Source organism: Nocardioides sp. Z13_37 (assembly GCF_058355585.1).
Window position 1 is genome coordinate 30,424 of record NZ_JBZGDV010000002.1, and the last position, 15,704, is coordinate 46,127.

Consider the following 15,704-nt stretch of genomic DNA (forward strand, 5'->3'; position numbering starts at 1 on the left):
GGGCAACTCGGCCGCAAACCCCCTTGCGGGGCACCGCTGCACCTTGCCAGCGTGTGCGGCATGACCTCCTTCGTCTCGCACACGACCGTCGACTGCCACGACGCCTACGAGCTCTCCGAGTGGTGGAAGCAGCTGCTGGGCTACGTCGACGAGGAGGACGACCCCAACGAGCCTGGCCACGACGAGTGCATGATCCTCGACCCCGACACCGGTCACCGCATCCTGTTCATCGAGGTGCCCGACGAGGAGCTGCCGGCCAAGCGCGTCCACTTCGACCTGCGCCCGCGCACGGGCACGCAGGCCGACGAGGTGGAGCGGGTCCGCGGCCTCGGCGCGACCGAGCTCGGCGACCACCGCGGGCGGTGGGGGCCCGGCACCGGGTGGGTGGTGTTCGCCGATCCGGAGGGCAACCAGTTCTGCATCCTGCGCTCGCAGGCGGAGGTGGACGCCGGTCCACCCCCGCCCGCGTGAGCAGACGGCCTGCGCCGTGGGTCAGGTGGCCAGCGCGTAGGCCGCGCAGCCGATCATCTCCATGCTCACCGTGAGCCGGTCCATGCTGATGTTCTTCTCGATGGTGTCCTCGGGCGAGTGGTAGGGCGGCTCGAGCAGCGCCGGCGTCGCCTCGCCACGCCAGGAGAAGTTGGCCGAGGCGATGCCGACCTCCTGGAACGACTGGTGGTCGCTGGCCCCGCGCTGGGTCACCGGCGAGATCTGCGGCTCGTAGCCCAGCCGTCGCGAGGCCGCGGTGATCTGGTCGGTGGTCGCGTTGCCGGCGCCCGAGAAGGACAGCTGCCAGTAGCGGGTGGCGGGGCTCCAGCTGGTGCCGACCATGTCGTTCTGGAACACGCCGCGGATGCGGCCGCGCTCGGTCGCGGAGAGCTGGGAGACGTGGTGGCGGGAGCCGAGGAGGCCCTGCTCCTCCGAGCCCCACAGCGCGAGCCGGATCGTGGCGTCGACCTTGGGCAGCTTGCGCAGGACCCGGGCCAGCTCGAGCGTGAGCACGGTGCCCGAGCCGTCGTCGTTGGCGCCGGGGGCGCCGATCACCGAGTCGTAGTGCCCGGAGATGTAGACGAGCGGGCCCCCGGAGCGCGCGCGACCGGGGATGTCGGCGAAGACGTTGTTGCTGGTCAGGCCCCGGTGCGAGGTCGTGCGGATCGTCAGGCGCAGCGGCCGGACCGCGAGCTCCTCGCGCAGCAGCCGCTTCTGCACCTGCGCGACACCCAGCACGGGGATCGTCGCGACGGGCGTCCACGGCGGGGCGCTCGACCCCGTCGTGGGCACCAGGCGCAGGGAGGAGGCGGAGGCCCGGCGGGGATACTCCAGGTCGGCGGGCAGGAGGATCACGGCCGCCGCCCCGCGGCGCTGGGCCTCGAGCACGAACGCCGCCCGCAGCTCGACGCGGGTGGCGGGGGTGGCGTCCTGGGCGTCGTCGGCCAGCACGACCGCGCCGGTGATCGCCGCCGGGTCGGCGGGCCACGTGGGGGCGGTCGCCGCCTTCACGTCGACCACGCGCCCGGTGACCGGGGCACGGTCCAGTCCCGCGTCGGGGGACGCGCCGGCCTGCCAGCTGATGTCGTTGGCCAGCTGGCGGTCGGGGTCGCCGATGTCGGCCAGGAACTTGTCGGCAACGGCGAACGGCTCGAGGCGTACGTCGCGGCAGCCGGCGCTGCGGAACGAGGTGAGCGCGAACTCGGCGGCGGCCCGCTCCGAGGCGGTGCCGCCGATCCGCGGGCCGATGCGCTCGGAGAGCACCCGCAGGTCCGACAGCGCGCGCGAGGGGCGGATGCCCTTCACGACGAGGCGGTCACGGACGGCGAGGGAGGGGCCGCGCACCGCTCCGGGGCGGGTGGCGTCGGCGGCCCAGGCGGGCTGCCCGGCGGCGACGATCGCGACGCCTCCCGCGGCCCCGGCGAGGAGCCTGCGGCGGGTGAGCGCCGGGGTGGACGAGCCGGGCTCGGTGGTGTGGGTGGGCAGGGTGGACTGGTCTGATCCCGAGAAGTGGTTCATGGAAGGCGAACCTATGTGTCCGACAGTCGAACGGTAAAGAGGTCAGGAGACCCAGGTGCGCCAGCGGAAGCTCGCGGGGAGGTAGGCGATGTCGCCCTTGGTCTCGAACGACCAGAACCACGTTCCCTTGCGGCGGGGGAGGGCCAGGCGGTACCTGCCTCGCTCGTCGGTCCTGATGACCCGGTAGCGCGTGTAGCCGGAGTACTGCTTGCGCGAGACCTTGACGACGATCTTCTTCTGCGCGTAGCGGGGTCGCACCTTGCCCTTGATCGCGAACCCGCCGGACGGGCGGGTGATGGTGCGGGCGACCTGGACGGTGAACTCGTCCGACGTGCTGGAGAGGTAACTGTCGTCCTGCGAGGAGCTCGCCTTGTCGCCGTTGTAGGCGACCTTGTACGAGGTGTTCATCCGCGGCTTGATGCCGGTGAAGTCGAGCAGGGGCGAGGAGTTCGTCGCGATCGCGCGCCACTCCTCGGACGTGGCCCGCTTGGCGAGGAGGGTCGTCGTGCCGGTGGTGGGCGCGGAGCCCGACGGGGCGTCGACGTCGACGTCGATGTCGATGAGGTCCCCGAACTCGACGACCGTCTCGCTCGGCAGGGCGGCGGTCGTCGTCGACACCGTGTCAGCGGCCGTGGCGGGGGCGGCGACCGCGGTCATCGTGGCGACGAGCACTCCTGCGACGAGGACTCGGGCGGTGCCGCGGTGGGAGGACATTCTCGCGCCCCTCGGTGGTTCGGGATGGGCCGTGAGCCAGCGCCACCCTCGACGGGCGACGCTGGCTCACGTGGTGAAGCAGTGGTGATCAGTGGTGGAGCTGGTGAGCCTCAGGCCCGCTCGGCGGCGCTGCGCGCGAGAGGTGCCTTGTAGCTGTACGTGTACCAGACCTCACTGTAGGCGAGGAACTTCGAGTTCCCCGGGACGGTGATCTTGAAGTAGAGGCGCTTGCCCCGCTTGGCGGCAGGAAGGCGGACCTGGAACTTGCTCTTCTTGTCGGTCTTGACCGTCTTGAACTTCTTGTACTTCTTGCCCTTCTTGATCTGGATCTTGACCTTGCTCTTCTTGTAGTCCGGCTTGACCTTGCCCTTGATAGTGAGGCGGGCCTTGGCCTTGCCGATCGTCACGTTGCGCGCGACGCCGACGGTGAACGGCGCGGACTCAGCGGGCGCGTAGTTGTTCTGGTAGGTCGAGGTGGCGGTGTAGCCGTTGTAGACGACCTTGTACTGGGTGTTGGCGGCCGGCTTGACGTCGTAGAACGAGCTCGACGCGTAGTCACCGGTGGCGACCGGCACCCACCCGGCCGAGCCGGCCTCGAAGGCGTAGAGGGTCGAGTTGCCGTAGCTGACGCTGCGGCCGTCGGAGCCGGTGAGCGTCACGCTGACGTAGAAGTCGTCGCCGTACTTGACGGCGGTCGCGCTGGGCGTGGCGGTGACCGTGGCGGTCAGGTTCTCGGTCGCGCTGCTGGGTGCGGCGATGGCGATGGGCGCGAGGCCGAGCAGTCCGGCCGTGACCGTTCCTGCGATGAGACGAGTGATGCGCATGTCCCCGTGTGTTCCTCTCAGGTGAAAGATCTGACACGCCCGGCTGCGCCGGGCGTCGACGTGCTTGCTACCCATGGGACGCACGGGACAAACCCCTCTCTCCCGTCCCCCTCCGGCAGCCCCCGTAGACTTTCATCCTCCCCCGTCTCGGACCACACGGGGGCTCTCACGCGTGCTCTCGAAGGGATCTCCGGTGTCGTCCACGCCCCTCGCCGCCGTCGCTCGGCGCGTCGTCGCCGCTCCCACGCTGGGCGGCGCGTTGGCCGACGCCGCGGTGCAGTCCACGCTCGACCTGACCGGCCCCGCGGCGGTGCGGCCGTTCGTCGTGCACGGGCTGGTCGAGCGCGGCCGCACGGTGCTCGCCGTCACGGCGACCTCGCGCGAGGCCGAGGACCTCGTCGAGGAGCTGGCCGACCTCGTCGACCCCGCCTCCGTCGCCTACTACCCGAGCTGGGAGACGCTGCCCCACGAGCGGCTCAGCCCCCGCAGCGACACCGTCGGGCGCCGCCTCGCCGTGCTGCGGCGCCTGCGCCACCCGGGCTCCGACGCCGCCAACGGCCCGCTCAAGGTCGTCGTGGCCCCCATCCGCAGCCTGCTCCAGCCGCAGGTCGCCGGCCTCGCCGACATCGAGCCGGTCGAGCTGGCGCCGGGCGACACCCGTCCGCTGGAGGAGGTCGTGCGCGGCCTGGCCGACGCGGCCTACTCCCGCGTCGACATGGTCGAGCGGCGCGGGGAGTTCGCGGTGCGCGGTGGCATCGTCGACGTCTTCCCGCCCACCGAGGAGCACCCGCTGCGCGTGGAGTTCTGGGGCGACGACGTCGAGGACGTCCGCGCCTTCTCCGTCGCCGACCAGCGCACCCTCGAGACGGTCGAGCGGCTGTGGGCGCCGCCGTGCCGCGAGCTGCTGCTGACCGACGACGTACGCCGCCGCGCCGCCGAGCTCGGCCAGGCGCACCCCCAGCTGGTCGAGCTCACCGACAAGATGGCCGCCGGCATCGCGGTGGAGGGCATGGAGTCGCTCGCGGTCGCCCTGGTCGACTCGATGGAGCTGCTGGTCGACCTCATGCCGGCCGACACCACGGTGCTGGTGCTCGACCCCGAGCGCGCCCGCACCCGCGCCCACGACCTCGTCGCGACCAGCGAGGAGTTCCTCGGCGCCTCCTGGGCCGCGGCCGCCGGTGGTGGCACGGCGCCCATCGACCTCGGCGCGGCGTCCTACCGCGAGGTCGCCGACGTCCGGCAGCACGCGCTCGGGCTGGGCCACGCGTGGTGGACGGTGAGCCCGTTCGGGATCGACACCGACGACGTGGTGCCCGACGCCGCGACCGCCGGGGTGCCGAGCCGCACCCTGCCGGTGCATCCCGCCGAGGCCTACCGCGGCGACCTCCAGCAGGCCGTCGACGACATCCGCGGCTGGGTCACCGACGACGTCGACGTCGTCGTGGTGCACGCCGGCCACGGTCCGGCCCAGCGCTTCGTCGAGCTGCTCGGCGAGAACGACATCGCCGCCCGCCTCGTCGAGGACGAGGAGACCGCGGGGCCCCACGTGGTCACCGTGACCTGCGGCCACCTCGTGCACGGCATCGTCGACGACGAGGCGCGCGTCGCGGTCGTCACCGGCGACGACCTGTCCGGGCAGAAGGCCTCGACGCGCGACATGCGCAAGATGCCGGCGCGGCGCAAGAAGCAGATCGACCCGCTCGAGCTCAAGGCCGGCGACTACGTCGTCCACGAGCAGCACGGCGTCGGCCGCTTCGTGGAGATGAGGCAGCGCGAGATCAGCGGCGCGGTGCGCGAGTACCTCGTCCTGGAGTACGGCCCCAGCAAGCGCGGCGGCCCCAACGACATGCTCTACGTCCCGGCCGACACGCTCGACCAGGTCACCCGCTACGTCGGCGGGGAGAACCCCAGCCTCGACCGCCTCGGCGGCGGCGACTGGACCAAGCGCAAGAACAAGGCGCGCCGCGCGGTCCGCGAGATCGCCGCCGAGCTGATCAAGCTCTACGCGGCCCGGCAGGCCACCAAGGGCTTCGCCTTCGGGCCCGACACCCCGTGGCAGCGCGAGCTCGAGGACGCCTTCCCGTTCACCGAGACCGTCGACCAGCTGACGACGGTCGAGGAGGTCAAGTCCGACATGCGCAGCGTCGTGCCGATGGACCGGCTGGTGTGCGGCGACGTGGGCTACGGCAAGACCGAGATCGCGGTGCGCGCGGCGTTCAAGGCGGTGCAGGACGGCAAGCAGGTCGCCGTGCTGGTGCCCACGACGCTGCTCGTCACCCAGCACCTGTCGACGTTCTCGGAGCGGATGAGCGGCTTCCCGGTCGAGATCCGGGCGCTCTCGCGCTTCCAGACCGACAAGGAGGCCAAGGAGGTCGTCGCCGGCCTCGCGGACGGCTCGATCGACATCGTCGTCGGCACCCACCGCCTGCTCAACCCCGACATCGTGGTCAAGGACCTCGGCCTGATCATCGTCGACGAGGAGCAGCGCTTCGGCGTCGAGCACAAGGAGCAGATGAAGCGGATGCGCACGTCGGTCGACGTGCTGTCGATGAGCGCGACGCCGATCCCGCGCACGCTCGAGATGGCGGTCACCGGCATCCGCGAGATGTCCACGATCACCACCCCGCCCGAGGAGCGGCACCCGGTGCTCACCTACGTCGGCGCCTACGAGGACCGCCAGATCGTCGCGGCCGTGCGGCGCGAGCTGCTGCGCGAGGGCCAGGTCTTCTACATCCACAACCGGGTGCAGTCGATCGAGAAGGCGGCCGCCCGCATCCGCGAGCTCGTGCCGGAGGCCCGGGTCGCGACCGCGCACGGCCAGATGAACGAGCGCCAGCTCGAGCAGGTCATGCTCGACTTCTGGGAGAAGCGCTTCGACGTGCTCGTCTGCACGACGCTGGTGGAGTCGGGTCTCGACGTGTCCAACGCCAACACGATGATCATCGAGCGCGCCGACACCCTCGGCCTGTCCCAGCTGCACCAGCTGCGCGGGCGGGTGGGCCGCTCGCGCGAGCGCGCCTACGCCTACTTCCTCTATCCGGCCGAGAAGCCGCTGACCGAGACCGCCCACGAGCGGCTCGCGACCCTGGCCCAGCACTCCGACCTCGGCGGCGGCATGGCCATCGCGATGAAGGACCTCGAGATCCGCGGCGCGGGCAACCTGCTCGGCGGCGAGCAGTCGGGCCACATCGCCGACGTCGGCTTCGACCTCTACGTGCGGCTGGTCGGCGAGGCGGTCGCCGACTTCAAGGGCGGCGGCGAGGAGGAGCTCGCCGAGGTGCGCATCGAGCTGCCGGTCGACGCCCACCTGCCCCACGACTACATCCCCAGCGAGCGGCTGCGGCTGGAGATCTACAAGCGGCTGGCCGAGGTGCGCACCGATGCCGACGTCGACGAGGTGCGCGCCGAGCTGGTCGACCGCTACGGCACCCCGCCCGAGGTGGTGGAGTCGCTGCTCGTCGTGGCCCGGTTCCGGGCGCGCTGCCGCCAGGTCGGCGTCCGCGAGGTCACGGTGGCCGGCAAGTACGTCCGCTTCGCGCCGGTCGACCTCCCCGAGTCGCGCGTCGTACGCCTCCAGCGGCTCCACCCGCGCAGCGTCGTCAAGGCCCCCGTCAGCACGATCCTCGTGCCGCGGCCGCAGGGCACCGGGTTCCCCGTGCGTCCGGTGGCGGGCGTGGCCCTGCTTGAATGGGCCCGAGGCGTGATCGACGAGGTCGTCGCCCCGCCCGCCCCCGCGCCCAGCGGCGCCGCCCCCGCAGCATCGACCAAGGAGTGACCCCGTGAGCAAGACCCGCCTGATGACGGCCGCGACGACGGCCCTCGCAGGACTGCTGCTGACCGGCTGCGGCGGCATCAGCCCCGGTGTGGCCGTGCAGGTCGGCGACGAGGAGATCACGACCCGCGAGGTCGACCGGGTGACGGCCAACTACTGCACCGCGGTGGGCGAGCTCGAGACCGAGGTGCCGATGGGCTTCGTGCGCCAGTACGTCGTGCAGCTGCTGACCCTGCGCGCCCAGGTCTCGCAGATCGCCGACGAGTACGGCGTCGAGCCGGGCTCGGGCTACTACAACGACGTCGCCCAGCGACAGGGCACCGCGGCCACCAAGCCCGAGGAGGTCCGCGACGACTTCGTCGAGCTGGCGTCCGCCTCGGCCTACGCCCAGGACGTCCTCGACCAGGTCGGGCGCATCGTCCTCGAGGACCAGGGCGTGCCGGACCCGACCACCGAGCAGACCACGCAGGCCGGCATCGAGGTCTTCAACACGTGGCCCGACACCCACGACCTCGAGATCGACCCGCGCTACGGCCTGCGCAGCGTCGACGGGGTGCTCTCGCCGGTCGACACCAACACCTCGGTGGCGGTCGGCGACTTCGCGAGGTCGGGCCTCGCGACCGAGCCCGACCCGTCGTTCGCCTCCTCCCTGCCGGTCACCCAGCGCTGCGGCTGAGGCCATGACGGGCGGCGCTTCCGACGACCCCGAGGGCACCCAGGGCTCCGCGCTGGAGGCCTTCGCCGACCAGATGCGGGTGCTCCAGCGGGAGTGCCCCTGGAAGCGGGAGCAGACCCACACCTCGCTGATCCCCTACGTGCGCGAGGAGGCCGAGGAGGTCGTCGAGGCGATCGAGTCGGGCGACCCGGCCGCGCTGTGCGACGAGCTCGGCGACCTGCTGCTCCAGGTGGTGATCCACGCGGTCATGGCCGAGGAGGCCGGCGAGTTCACCCTCGACGACGTGGCTCGCGGGGTGATCGCCAAGATGGAGCGCCGCAACCCGCACGTCTTCGGCGACGCCGTGGCGACCGACACCGCCGAGGTGATGCGGCTCTACAACGCTGCGAAGGCGGCCGAGAAGGCGGCCGAGAAGGCGGCCGAGAAGTCCGAGGGTCCCGTGACGTCCGCGCCGGGACGCCCCGACGACGCCGGGGGCGGGCGCGACTAGGCTGGCAGCCGAGCACGACGTTCCTCCCTCAGACGTTCCCCACAGGAGTCCTCCATGTCGATCATCGCTGCTGTCGGTGCCCGTGAGATCCTCGACTCGCGCGGCAACCCCACCGTCGAGGTGGAGGTGCTGCTCGAGGACGGTGCGTTCGGCCGCGCGGCCGTGCCCAGCGGGGCCTCCACCGGCGCCTTCGAGGCGGTGGAGCTGCGCGACGGCGGCAAGCGCTACCTCGGCAAGGGCGTGCAGAAGGCCGTCGCCGGCGTCGTCGACACCATCTCCGGGGCGATCATCGGGCTCGACGCCGACGACCAGCGCCTGGTCGACCAGACGATGCTCGACCTCGACGGCACCGCCAACAAGGCCAACCTCGGCGCCAACGCGATCCTCGGCGTCTCCCTCGCGACCGCCAAGGCCGCGGCGGAGTCGGCCGGCCTGGCGCTGTTCCGCTACGTCGGCGGTCCCAACGCGCACCTGCTGCCCGTGCCGATGATGAACATCCTCAACGGTGGCGCCCACGCCGACTCCAACGTCGACGTCCAGGAGTTCATGATCGCGCCGATCGGCGCGCCGACCTTCCGCGAGGCCCTGCAGCACGGCGCGGAGGTCTACCACGCGCTCAAGTCGGTGCTGAAGAAGAAGGGCCTGTCGACCGGGCTCGGCGACGAGGGCGGCTTCGCCCCCGACCTGGCGAGCAACCGCGCCGCGCTCGACCTGATCGCCGAGGCGGTCAAGGCCGCCGGCTTCACCCTCGGCACGGACATCGCGCTCGCCATGGACGTCGCCGCGAGCGAGTTCCACGACAAGGGCTCCTACACGTTCGAGGGCAAGAAGACGACCACCGACGCGATGGTCGACTACTACGCCGACCTCGTCGCCAGCTATCCCATCGTCTCCATCGAGGACCCGCTCGACGAGGAGGACTGGGACGGCTGGAAGGCGATCACCGACGCCCTGGGCACCAAGGCCCAGCTGGTCGGCGACGACCTCTTCGTGACCAACGTCGAGCGCCTGCAGCGCGGCATCGACGGCGGCCAGGCCAACGCGATGCTGGTCAAGGTCAACCAGATCGGCTCGCTGTCGGAGACCCTCGACGCGGTCGAGCTCGCCCACCGCGCCGGCTTCCGCAACATGATGAGCCACCGCTCGGGCGAGACCGAGGACACCACGATCGCCGACCTGGCGGTGGCCACCAACTGCGGCCAGATCAAGACCGGTGCGCCGGCCCGGTCCGACCGCGTCGCCAAGTACAACCAGCTGCTCCGCATCGAGGACGAGCTGGGTGACGCGGCTCGCTACGCCGGCCGGGGTGCCTTCCCGCGATTCGGCGGCTGAAGCAGGCACACTGGGCGCCATGCCTTCCTCCGGTCCCGGTCCGCGTGCGGGCGGCACGCGACCGGGAGCGCGGGGCTCCCGTGCGCGGGGGCCGGCCGCGGACGGCTCGGCGAGCGGTTCCGGCAAGCCACCGGGGCGTGGCTCCGACAAGCCACCGGGGCGCGGCTCCGGTGACGGCTCGGGGAGCGGCCGGCGCCGTCCGCCGCGGTTCACCGGGCGCGCCGCTGTGCTGGTGCTGGTGCTGGCCGTGCTGACGGTGTCCTACGCCTCGTCGCTGCGGGCCTACCTGCAGCAGCGCTCGCACATCGGCGACCTCAAGGCGCAGATCGCCGAGCGTGAGGCCAGCATCAACGACCTCGAGCGGGAGAAGAAGCGCTGGGACGACCCGGCCTACGTCAAGGCCCAGGCCCGCGCCCGGTTCGGCTACCTGATGCCCGGCGAGGCCGGCTTCGAGGTGATCGGGCCCGACGGCAGGCCCCTGGAGGCGCAGGCCTCCCTCAACGACCCCGACGACGTGATCAAGACGGTGCCCACGGCCTGGTGGACGACCGCCTGGGAGTCCATGGAGTTCGCCGGCAACCCACCCCCGCCCGAGCAGCGGCCGGCCGACCTGGTCGACGGCACCACCGACGGAACGAAGCAGTGAGCGACGACACGACCCCCTCTCCCGAGCAGCGCATCGACCCGGCCGACGAGGCCGCCATCCGCGCCCAGCTCAAGCGCCGCCCGCGCGGCATCGACTCCGTGGGCCACCGGTGCCCCTGCGGGAACCCCGACGTGGTGACCACCGAGCCGCGGCTGCCCAACGGAACGCCGTTCCCCACGACCTTCTACCTCACCTGCCCGCGGGCGGCCTCGCGCATCGGCACCCTCGAGGGCTCGGGCCTGATGAAGGAGATGCAGGCCCGCCTCGGCGCCGACGAGGAGCTGGCCGCGGCCTACCGCCGGGCGCACGAGCGCTACCTGGAGGCCCGCGCCGAGGTCGCCGAGCGGGCCGGGCTCGACGTGCCCGAGATCGAGGGGATCACCGCGGGCGGCATGCCCGACCGGGTCAAGTGCCTGCACGTGCTCGCCGCGCAGTCGCTGGCGATGGGTCGCGGGGTCAACCCGCTCGGCGACGAGGTCCTCGACCTGCTCGGCGACTGGTGGTCGTCCGGCCCCTGCGTGAGCGTCGACTGACGCGACCCGAGGGGCGGCGCGATCCGGGCGGCACAATGAGTCCATGACCGATCCCGGGCTCGTCGCCGCCGTCGACTGCGGCACCAACTCGATCAAGCTGCTCGTCGGACGCGTCCTCGACGGCGGCCGGCTCGACGTGGTGCTGCGCGAGTCGCGGGTCGTACGCCTCGGGCAGGACGTGGACCGCACCGGCGTGCTGGCCGACGAGGCCCTGGCGCGCACGTTCGCCGCGATCGACGAGATGGCCGCCATGGTCCGCGACCTCGGTGTCCCCCCGGAGCGGGTGCGCTTCTGCGCGACGTCCGCGACCCGCGACGCCGCCAACGCGGAGGTCTTCGCCGAGGGGGTGCGCAGCCGGCTGGGCATCGAGCCGGAGGTGCTGTCGGGTGACGAGGAGGCCGCGCTGGTCTACGCCGGCGCGATCGCCGCCCAGGACCCGGTGCCGCCGGCGCCCGTGCTCGTCGTCGACATCGGCGGCGGGTCGACCGAGCTCGTGCTGGGCCGCCGGGAGGAGCGGCAGGCGGTGTCGATGGACATCGGCTCGGTGCGCCTCCACGAGCGCCACCTCCACAGCGACCCCCCGACGGCGGCGGAGGTCGCCGCCTGCGTCGCCGACATCGACCGGCATCTCGACGACTGCGGGGTCCCGCTCGGGCGGGCGCGCACGGTCGTCGGCACCTCGGGCACCATCAAGACGATCGCGTGCGGCGTCCTCGGCCTGGGGGCCTACGACCGCGACGGCTTCGACGGGGCGGTGCTCCCCAACGCCGCGACCGCGTCGTTCGTCGACGCGCTGGTGGCGATGACGGTGGCGCAGCGTCGCGCGCTGCCCTACATGCATCCCGGCCGCGCCGACGTCATCGGTGCCGGTGCGCTGATCTGGAGTCGCATCCTCGACCGCGTGCCGGTGCTCGAGCACGTCGTCTCCGAGGCCGACATCCTGCACGGCATGGCGGCGGCGGTCGCGCGATGAGCGAGCAGGTGCTCCTGCCGCACCCCGTCGTGGGCGGTTCCTTCACCAGCCCGGTCGCCCCCGGCACCGGGTGGCCCGACGACCCGGCCGCGCCCGACACGCCCGTCGCGCGCGACGCCGACGACGTACGACGCCTGGCGAGCGACGTGCCGCTGTCCGAGCTGGACGCCCGGGTGAGCGTCTGCTCCGCGTGCCCGCGCCTGGTCGCGTGGCGCGAGGAGGTCGCGGTCGCGAAGCGGGCGTCGTTCGCCGACCAGCCCTACTGGGGCCGGCCCATCGCGGGCTGGGGCGACCCGGAGCCGTCGCTCCTGGTCGTCGGCCTGGCGCCCGCGGCCAACGGCGGCAACCGGACCGGACGGATCTTCACCGGCGACCCCAGCGCCGACTGGCTCTTCGCCAGCCTGCACCGCACCGGGTGGGCCGCGCAGCCGACGAGCGAGCACGCCGGTGACGGGCAGCGGCTGATGGGCGCGCGGATGGTCGCGACCGTGCGGTGCGCGCCGCCGGAGAACAAGCCGACCGCTGCCGAGCGCGACACCTGCGCGCCGTGGATCGCCGCCGAGCTCGCGCTGCTGCCCACGGTGCGGGTGGTGGTGGCGCTCGGCGGCTTCGGGTGGGACGGGGCGCTGCGCTCGCTCGTCGCGGCGGGCGCGCCCGCGCCGGCGAGCCGACCGAGGTTCGGCCACGGTGTCGAGGTGGTGATGGGCGGGGTCGCCCTCCTCGGCTGCTACCACCCCTCGCCGCACAACACCTACACGCGTCGGCTCACCCGCGAGATGACCGACGAGGTCTTCGAGCGTGCCCGCGCGCTGGCCACCGCGGCCGACTGAGAGGATGCGCGGCGTGACCCTCCACGCCATCACCGTCCTCGGCCACGACCGCCCCGGCATCATCGCCGAGACCACCGGCAGGCTCGCCGGGCTGGGCCTCAACCTCGAGGACTCGACGATGACCCTGCTGCGCGGCCACTTCGCGATGATGCTGGTCTGCGAGGGCTCGGTGCCCGACGCCGAGATCGAGCAGGCGCTCGCGCCGCTCGCCGCCGACGGCAGCCTGACCGTGACGGTCCGCGAGGTCCCCACCGAGCACGTCCCGGCCAGCGACGGGACGTCGTGGGTGCTGTCGGTCCACGGCGGCGACCGTCCCGGCATCGTGTCCGCGGTCGTCACGGTCATCGCGGGCGTCGGGGGCAACATCACCGACCTCACCACCCGGCTCGCCGGCGACCTCTACCTGCTCGTCGCCGAGGTCGACCTGCCGGCCGGCACCGACGCCGCCGCCGTCGAGGGGGAGCTGTCCCGGGTGGCCGCCGACCTCGGTGTCGGCGTCACCCTCCGCGCCGCCGACACCGACGAGCTCTGAGCACGCGAGCGATGGCCGTCAACACCCGGGTCCTGGAGTGGACCGAGACCGACCTCGGCGTGGCCGGGGAGCTCCGCGAGGTCGTACGAGCGCCCGCCGCCGTGCTGTCGACGGTCGGCGAGAGGGTCGACCCGACCTCGCCCGACGTCGTCCGGCTCGCCGCCGACCTCGTCGCCACCATGCGCGTCTCGCCCGGCTGCGTGGGCCTGGCCGCGCCGCAGGTCGGCGTGGGCGCCAAGGTGTTCTGCGTCGACGTGTCCGCGCACCCCAAGACCCGGGCGCACCACGGCACCTTCGTGCTCTGCAACGCCGAGGTGGTCTCGGGCAGCCGCAACGAGAAGGCCCGCGAGGGGTGCATGTCGGTGCCGGACCTCACTGGCGACGTCAAGCGCGCCAGCCGCGTCGTCGTGCGCGGGCAGTTGCCGGGCACCGGCGAGGAGGTCGAGATCGAGGCCGAGGCGTTCGAGGCGCGGGCGCTGCAGCACGAGATCGACCACTGCGACGGGCTGTTGTTCCTCGATCGCGCCGCCGGCGCCCACGCCGTCTACGCTCGCAAGACCTACCTGTAGGTGCGCACGCCCCGGTATCCCAACCGGTAGAGGAAGCGGTCTTAAAAACCGCACAGTCTGGGTTCGAACCCCAGCCGGGGCACCACCACGTCGCGATCGGGCTCCAGGTCGTGCCGGGGGCGGATCACCGGCGGAAGCGGAGCCAGACCAGCGCGGCGATGTAGGCCAGTCCGCCGATGGCGCCGAGGGTGACGTAGGGCTGTCCGTCCCGCCCGAGGGCGACCTCCACGACGAATCCCACCAGGACCGCGACGAGGACGACCATCCCGCTGACGAGGGACGCGTCGCGGTCGATGCTGTTGATGCGCTCGTCCCGGCGATCGAGCAGCCCCTCGACGGTCTCGCTGCGCATGCTGAGCAACCAGGCCCCGACGGCCAACGCCGTCATCAGGGCCAGGCCGCCCCACGCGAAGGCCGTGTCGCCGCCCATGAGGCCTGCGACGAGGTAGGCCACACCGATCGCGACTGCGACGGTCGGGATCGTCCAGCGCCTGCGCTGCGTGACGTCAGTCGTCGTCATGGAAGAGCTCCTCTACTGCGGTGTCGAAGAATCGGGCGAGGCCGACGGCCAACGGGAGGGACGGCAGGTAGCGCCCCGTCTCGATCGAGATGATGGTCTGACGCGAGACGCCCATCGCCTCCCCGAGCTGGGCCTGCGACAGGCCTCGCTCGAGCCGTACCTCGCGGATGGTGTTGCGCACGGCGTAAAGGGTGCTTGACATGACCCGGAGTTGTCAAGGTCGCTTGACACCACGCGGCAACCTGAGAAGTTGCTGTGACGGGGAACAGCGCGCCGCGTACGCACGTTTGAACCGATGTCACCCCGGCTAGAGTGGCGTGACACCACAGGCGTCGTCACCGCGACGGCGCCGACCCCCCGGAAGCTCCGGAGGCGGCCTCCAAGGAGAGACCATGAGAAGCAACAACCCAGTTTTCGCCCGTTCCGAGGAGTTCAACCGCTCCTCGTCGAACGCCTACGGCAACCAGACCTACGCCGGCGGAGGCGGCGCCTACCCCGGCTACGGCGACGCGGGCACCGACCCCTCGACGTGGGGCACCGGCGCGCCCGGTCAGGTCGACCAGGGCCGGATGACGGTCGACTCGGTGGTCCAGAAGACCGCCATGTCCGTCGGCCTCGTCTTCGTGACGGCGTTCCTCACCTGGTGGTGGATCGGCGACATGACCTCGGTCAGCCAGGAGGCCTACGGCCGGGCGCTGACCCTGTCGATGCTCGGCGCCGGTGTGGCGTTCCTGCTGTCGCTGGTAAACAGCTTCAAGCGCGTGATCAGCCCTGCGCTGGTGCTGGCGTTCGCGGCCGCCGAGGGTGTCGCCCTCGGCGCGATCAGCAAGGTCTTCGACGCCCAGTTCGGTGACGGCATCGTCACCCAGGCCGTGCTCGGCACCTTCGCCGCGTTCATCGGCACGCTGGCCGCCTACAAGTTCTTCGACATCAAGGTCGGCGCCAAGTTCCGCACCTTCGTGATCGCGGGCATGTTCGGCATGGTCGGCCTCGGCCTGCTGTCGCTGGTGCTGAGCCTCTTCGGCGTCCAGACCGGCCTCTTCGGCTTCGGCACCCTCGGCCTGGTCATGTCGATCGTCGGCCTCACCCTCGGTGTCTTCATGCTCATCCTCGACTTCGACTTCGTGGAGAACGGCGTCGCCGCCGGCCTCCCCGAGCGCGAGTCGTGGCGTGCGGCCTTCGGCCTGACCGTCAGCCTGGTCTGGATCTACACCAACCTGCTCCGGATCCTCGCGATCCTGCGTGGCGACTGAGGCGTCCGACCCGCACCGACCTGCACCACACCG

Annotated in this window: 17 protein-coding genes and 1 tRNA gene; 13 read left to right on the top strand and 5 right to left on the bottom strand. The window is 72.1% G+C overall.

Annotated features, from left to right (window positions below; genetic code table 11):
- Nucleotides 1-60: 60 nt before the first annotated feature.
- A complete protein-coding gene (locus AC4H2S_RS05065; protein ID WP_491495880.1) occupies nucleotides 61-471 on the top strand; it encodes a VOC family protein in 411 nt (136 codons plus the stop codon).
- Nucleotides 472-492: 21 nt separating this feature from the next.
- Here the strand turns inward: AC4H2S_RS05065 and AC4H2S_RS05070 are convergent, their stop codons facing one another.
- The 3 genes from AC4H2S_RS05070 to AC4H2S_RS05080 form a co-directional block, all read right to left on the bottom strand.
- Nucleotides 493-2,007: a M28 family metallopeptidase gene (locus AC4H2S_RS05070; RefSeq protein ID WP_491495881.1), complete on the bottom strand. Its 1,515-nt coding sequence runs from the start codon at nucleotides 2,005-2,007 to the stop codon at nucleotides 493-495.
- A gap of 42 nt (nucleotides 2,008-2,049) precedes the next feature.
- Nucleotides 2,050-2,721, bottom strand: coding sequence for a hypothetical protein (locus AC4H2S_RS05075; RefSeq protein ID WP_491495882.1), 672 nt, complete (start codon nucleotides 2,719-2,721; stop codon nucleotides 2,050-2,052).
- Between the two features lie 110 nt (nucleotides 2,722-2,831).
- Nucleotides 2,832-3,545 carry a hypothetical protein gene (locus tag AC4H2S_RS05080; RefSeq protein WP_491495883.1) on the bottom strand — a complete coding sequence of 238 codons (714 nt, stop codon included), beginning with the start codon at nucleotides 3,543-3,545 and terminating at the stop codon, nucleotides 2,832-2,834.
- Between the two features lie 73 nt (nucleotides 3,546-3,618).
- Here AC4H2S_RS05080 and mfd point away from each other — a divergent pair, with 73 nt between their 5' ends.
- From mfd to AC4H2S_RS05135, 11 genes are all read left to right on the top strand, one after another.
- Complete coding sequence (gene mfd, locus AC4H2S_RS05085; RefSeq protein WP_491495884.1) at nucleotides 3,619-7,320, top strand: transcription-repair coupling factor; 3,702 nt, start codon at nucleotides 3,619-3,621, stop codon at nucleotides 7,318-7,320.
- A 4-nt stretch (nucleotides 7,321-7,324) separates the two neighbouring features.
- Nucleotides 7,325-7,993, top strand: a complete 669-nt coding sequence (locus AC4H2S_RS05090) for a hypothetical protein (protein ID WP_491495885.1) — start codon at nucleotides 7,325-7,327, stop codon at nucleotides 7,991-7,993.
- Between the two features lie 4 nt (nucleotides 7,994-7,997).
- Nucleotides 7,998-8,483 (top strand): MazG nucleotide pyrophosphohydrolase domain-containing protein, encoded by a 486-nt coding sequence (locus AC4H2S_RS05095; protein ID WP_491495886.1) that lies wholly within the window; start codon nucleotides 7,998-8,000, stop codon nucleotides 8,481-8,483.
- A gap of 54 nt (nucleotides 8,484-8,537) precedes the next feature.
- Complete coding sequence (gene eno, locus AC4H2S_RS05100) at nucleotides 8,538-9,815, top strand: phosphopyruvate hydratase (protein ID WP_491495887.1); 1,278 nt, start codon at nucleotides 8,538-8,540, stop codon at nucleotides 9,813-9,815.
- 19 nt (nucleotides 9,816-9,834) lie between these two features.
- Nucleotides 9,835-10,461: an FtsB family cell division protein gene (locus AC4H2S_RS05105; RefSeq protein WP_491495888.1), complete on the top strand. Its 627-nt coding sequence runs from the start codon at nucleotides 9,835-9,837 to the stop codon at nucleotides 10,459-10,461.
- A 32-nt stretch (nucleotides 10,462-10,493) separates the two neighbouring features.
- Entirely contained in the window at nucleotides 10,494-10,994 is a 501-nt protein-coding gene (locus AC4H2S_RS05110; RefSeq protein WP_491496739.1) for a DUF501 domain-containing protein, read from the top strand.
- A 43-nt stretch (nucleotides 10,995-11,037) separates the two neighbouring features.
- Nucleotides 11,038-11,967 carry a Ppx/GppA phosphatase family protein gene (locus AC4H2S_RS05115; protein ID WP_491495889.1) on the top strand — a complete coding sequence of 310 codons (930 nt, stop codon included), beginning with the start codon at nucleotides 11,038-11,040 and terminating at the stop codon, nucleotides 11,965-11,967.
- Entirely contained in the window at nucleotides 11,964-12,797 is an 834-nt protein-coding gene (locus AC4H2S_RS05120; RefSeq protein WP_491495890.1) for a uracil-DNA glycosylase, read from the top strand. The genes AC4H2S_RS05115 and AC4H2S_RS05120 overlap by 4 nt, the downstream gene beginning before the upstream one ends.
- Nucleotides 12,798-12,801: 4 nt before the next feature.
- Nucleotides 12,802-13,329, top strand: coding sequence for a glycine cleavage system transcriptional repressor (locus tag AC4H2S_RS05125; RefSeq protein WP_491495891.1), 528 nt, complete (start codon nucleotides 12,802-12,804; stop codon nucleotides 13,327-13,329).
- An 11-nt stretch (nucleotides 13,330-13,340) separates the two neighbouring features.
- Complete coding sequence (gene def, locus AC4H2S_RS05130) at nucleotides 13,341-13,898, top strand: peptide deformylase (protein WP_491495892.1); 558 nt, start codon at nucleotides 13,341-13,343, stop codon at nucleotides 13,896-13,898.
- An 8-nt stretch (nucleotides 13,899-13,906) separates the two neighbouring features.
- Nucleotides 13,907-13,983: transfer RNA gene (locus AC4H2S_RS05135), tRNA-Leu, on the top strand.
- 39 nt (nucleotides 13,984-14,022) lie between these two features.
- Here the strand turns inward: AC4H2S_RS05135 and AC4H2S_RS05140 are convergent.
- Together AC4H2S_RS05140 and AC4H2S_RS05145 are read right to left on the bottom strand one after the other, a co-directional pair.
- On the bottom strand, nucleotides 14,023-14,418 hold the full coding sequence (locus AC4H2S_RS05140) for a hypothetical protein (RefSeq protein ID WP_491495893.1): 396 nt from the start codon (nucleotides 14,416-14,418) through the stop codon (nucleotides 14,023-14,025).
- Entirely contained in the window at nucleotides 14,405-14,620 is a 216-nt protein-coding gene (locus AC4H2S_RS05145) for a helix-turn-helix transcriptional regulator (protein ID WP_491495894.1), read from the bottom strand. The genes AC4H2S_RS05140 and AC4H2S_RS05145 overlap by 14 nt, the downstream gene beginning before the upstream one ends.
- 190 nt (nucleotides 14,621-14,810) lie before the next feature.
- Here AC4H2S_RS05145 and AC4H2S_RS05150 point away from each other — a divergent pair, with 190 nt between their 5' ends.
- Complete coding sequence (locus AC4H2S_RS05150; RefSeq protein WP_491495895.1) at nucleotides 14,811-15,671, top strand: Bax inhibitor-1/YccA family protein; 861 nt, start codon at nucleotides 14,811-14,813, stop codon at nucleotides 15,669-15,671.
- The last annotated feature ends 33 nt before the right edge of the window (nucleotides 15,672-15,704 follow it).

What these genes read in the sequence shown, in the direction of transcription:
- AC4H2S_RS05150 (WP_491495895.1), top strand. Translation starts at nt 14,811, where the DNA reads ATGAGAAGCAACAACCCAGTTTTCGCCCGTTCCGAGGAGTTCAACCGC.
- def (WP_491495892.1), top strand. Translation starts at nt 13,341, where the DNA reads ATGGCCGTCAACACCCGGGTCCTGGAGTGGACCGAGACCGACCTCGGC.
- AC4H2S_RS05065 (WP_491495880.1), top strand. Translation starts at nt 61, where the DNA reads ATGACCTCCTTCGTCTCGCACACGACCGTCGACTGCCACGACGCCTAC.
- AC4H2S_RS05140 (WP_491495893.1), bottom strand. Translation starts at nt 14,418, where the DNA reads ATGACGACGACTGACGTCACGCAGCGCAGGCGCTGGACGATCCCGACC.
- AC4H2S_RS05145 (WP_491495894.1), bottom strand. Translation starts at nt 14,620, where the DNA reads ATGTCAAGCACCCTTTACGCCGTGCGCAACACCATCCGCGAGGTACGG.
- AC4H2S_RS05080 (WP_491495883.1), bottom strand. Translation starts at nt 3,545, where the DNA reads ATGCGCATCACTCGTCTCATCGCAGGAACGGTCACGGCCGGACTGCTC.
- AC4H2S_RS05125 (WP_491495891.1), top strand. Translation starts at nt 12,802, where the DNA reads ATGCGCGGCGTGACCCTCCACGCCATCACCGTCCTCGGCCACGACCGC.
- eno (WP_491495887.1), top strand. Translation starts at nt 8,538, where the DNA reads ATGTCGATCATCGCTGCTGTCGGTGCCCGTGAGATCCTCGACTCGCGC.
- AC4H2S_RS05095 (WP_491495886.1), top strand. Translation starts at nt 7,998, where the DNA reads ATGACGGGCGGCGCTTCCGACGACCCCGAGGGCACCCAGGGCTCCGCG.
- mfd (WP_491495884.1), top strand. Translation starts at nt 3,619, where the DNA reads ATGGGACGCACGGGACAAACCCCTCTCTCCCGTCCCCCTCCGGCAGCC.
- AC4H2S_RS05075 (WP_491495882.1), bottom strand. Translation starts at nt 2,721, where the DNA reads ATGTCCTCCCACCGCGGCACCGCCCGAGTCCTCGTCGCAGGAGTGCTC.
- AC4H2S_RS05105 (WP_491495888.1), top strand. Translation starts at nt 9,835, where the DNA reads ATGCCTTCCTCCGGTCCCGGTCCGCGTGCGGGCGGCACGCGACCGGGA.
- AC4H2S_RS05120 (WP_491495890.1), top strand. Translation starts at nt 11,964, where the DNA reads ATGAGCGAGCAGGTGCTCCTGCCGCACCCCGTCGTGGGCGGTTCCTTC.
- AC4H2S_RS05115 (WP_491495889.1), top strand. Translation starts at nt 11,038, where the DNA reads ATGACCGATCCCGGGCTCGTCGCCGCCGTCGACTGCGGCACCAACTCG.
- AC4H2S_RS05070 (WP_491495881.1), bottom strand. Translation starts at nt 2,007, where the DNA reads ATGAACCACTTCTCGGGATCAGACCAGTCCACCCTGCCCACCCACACC.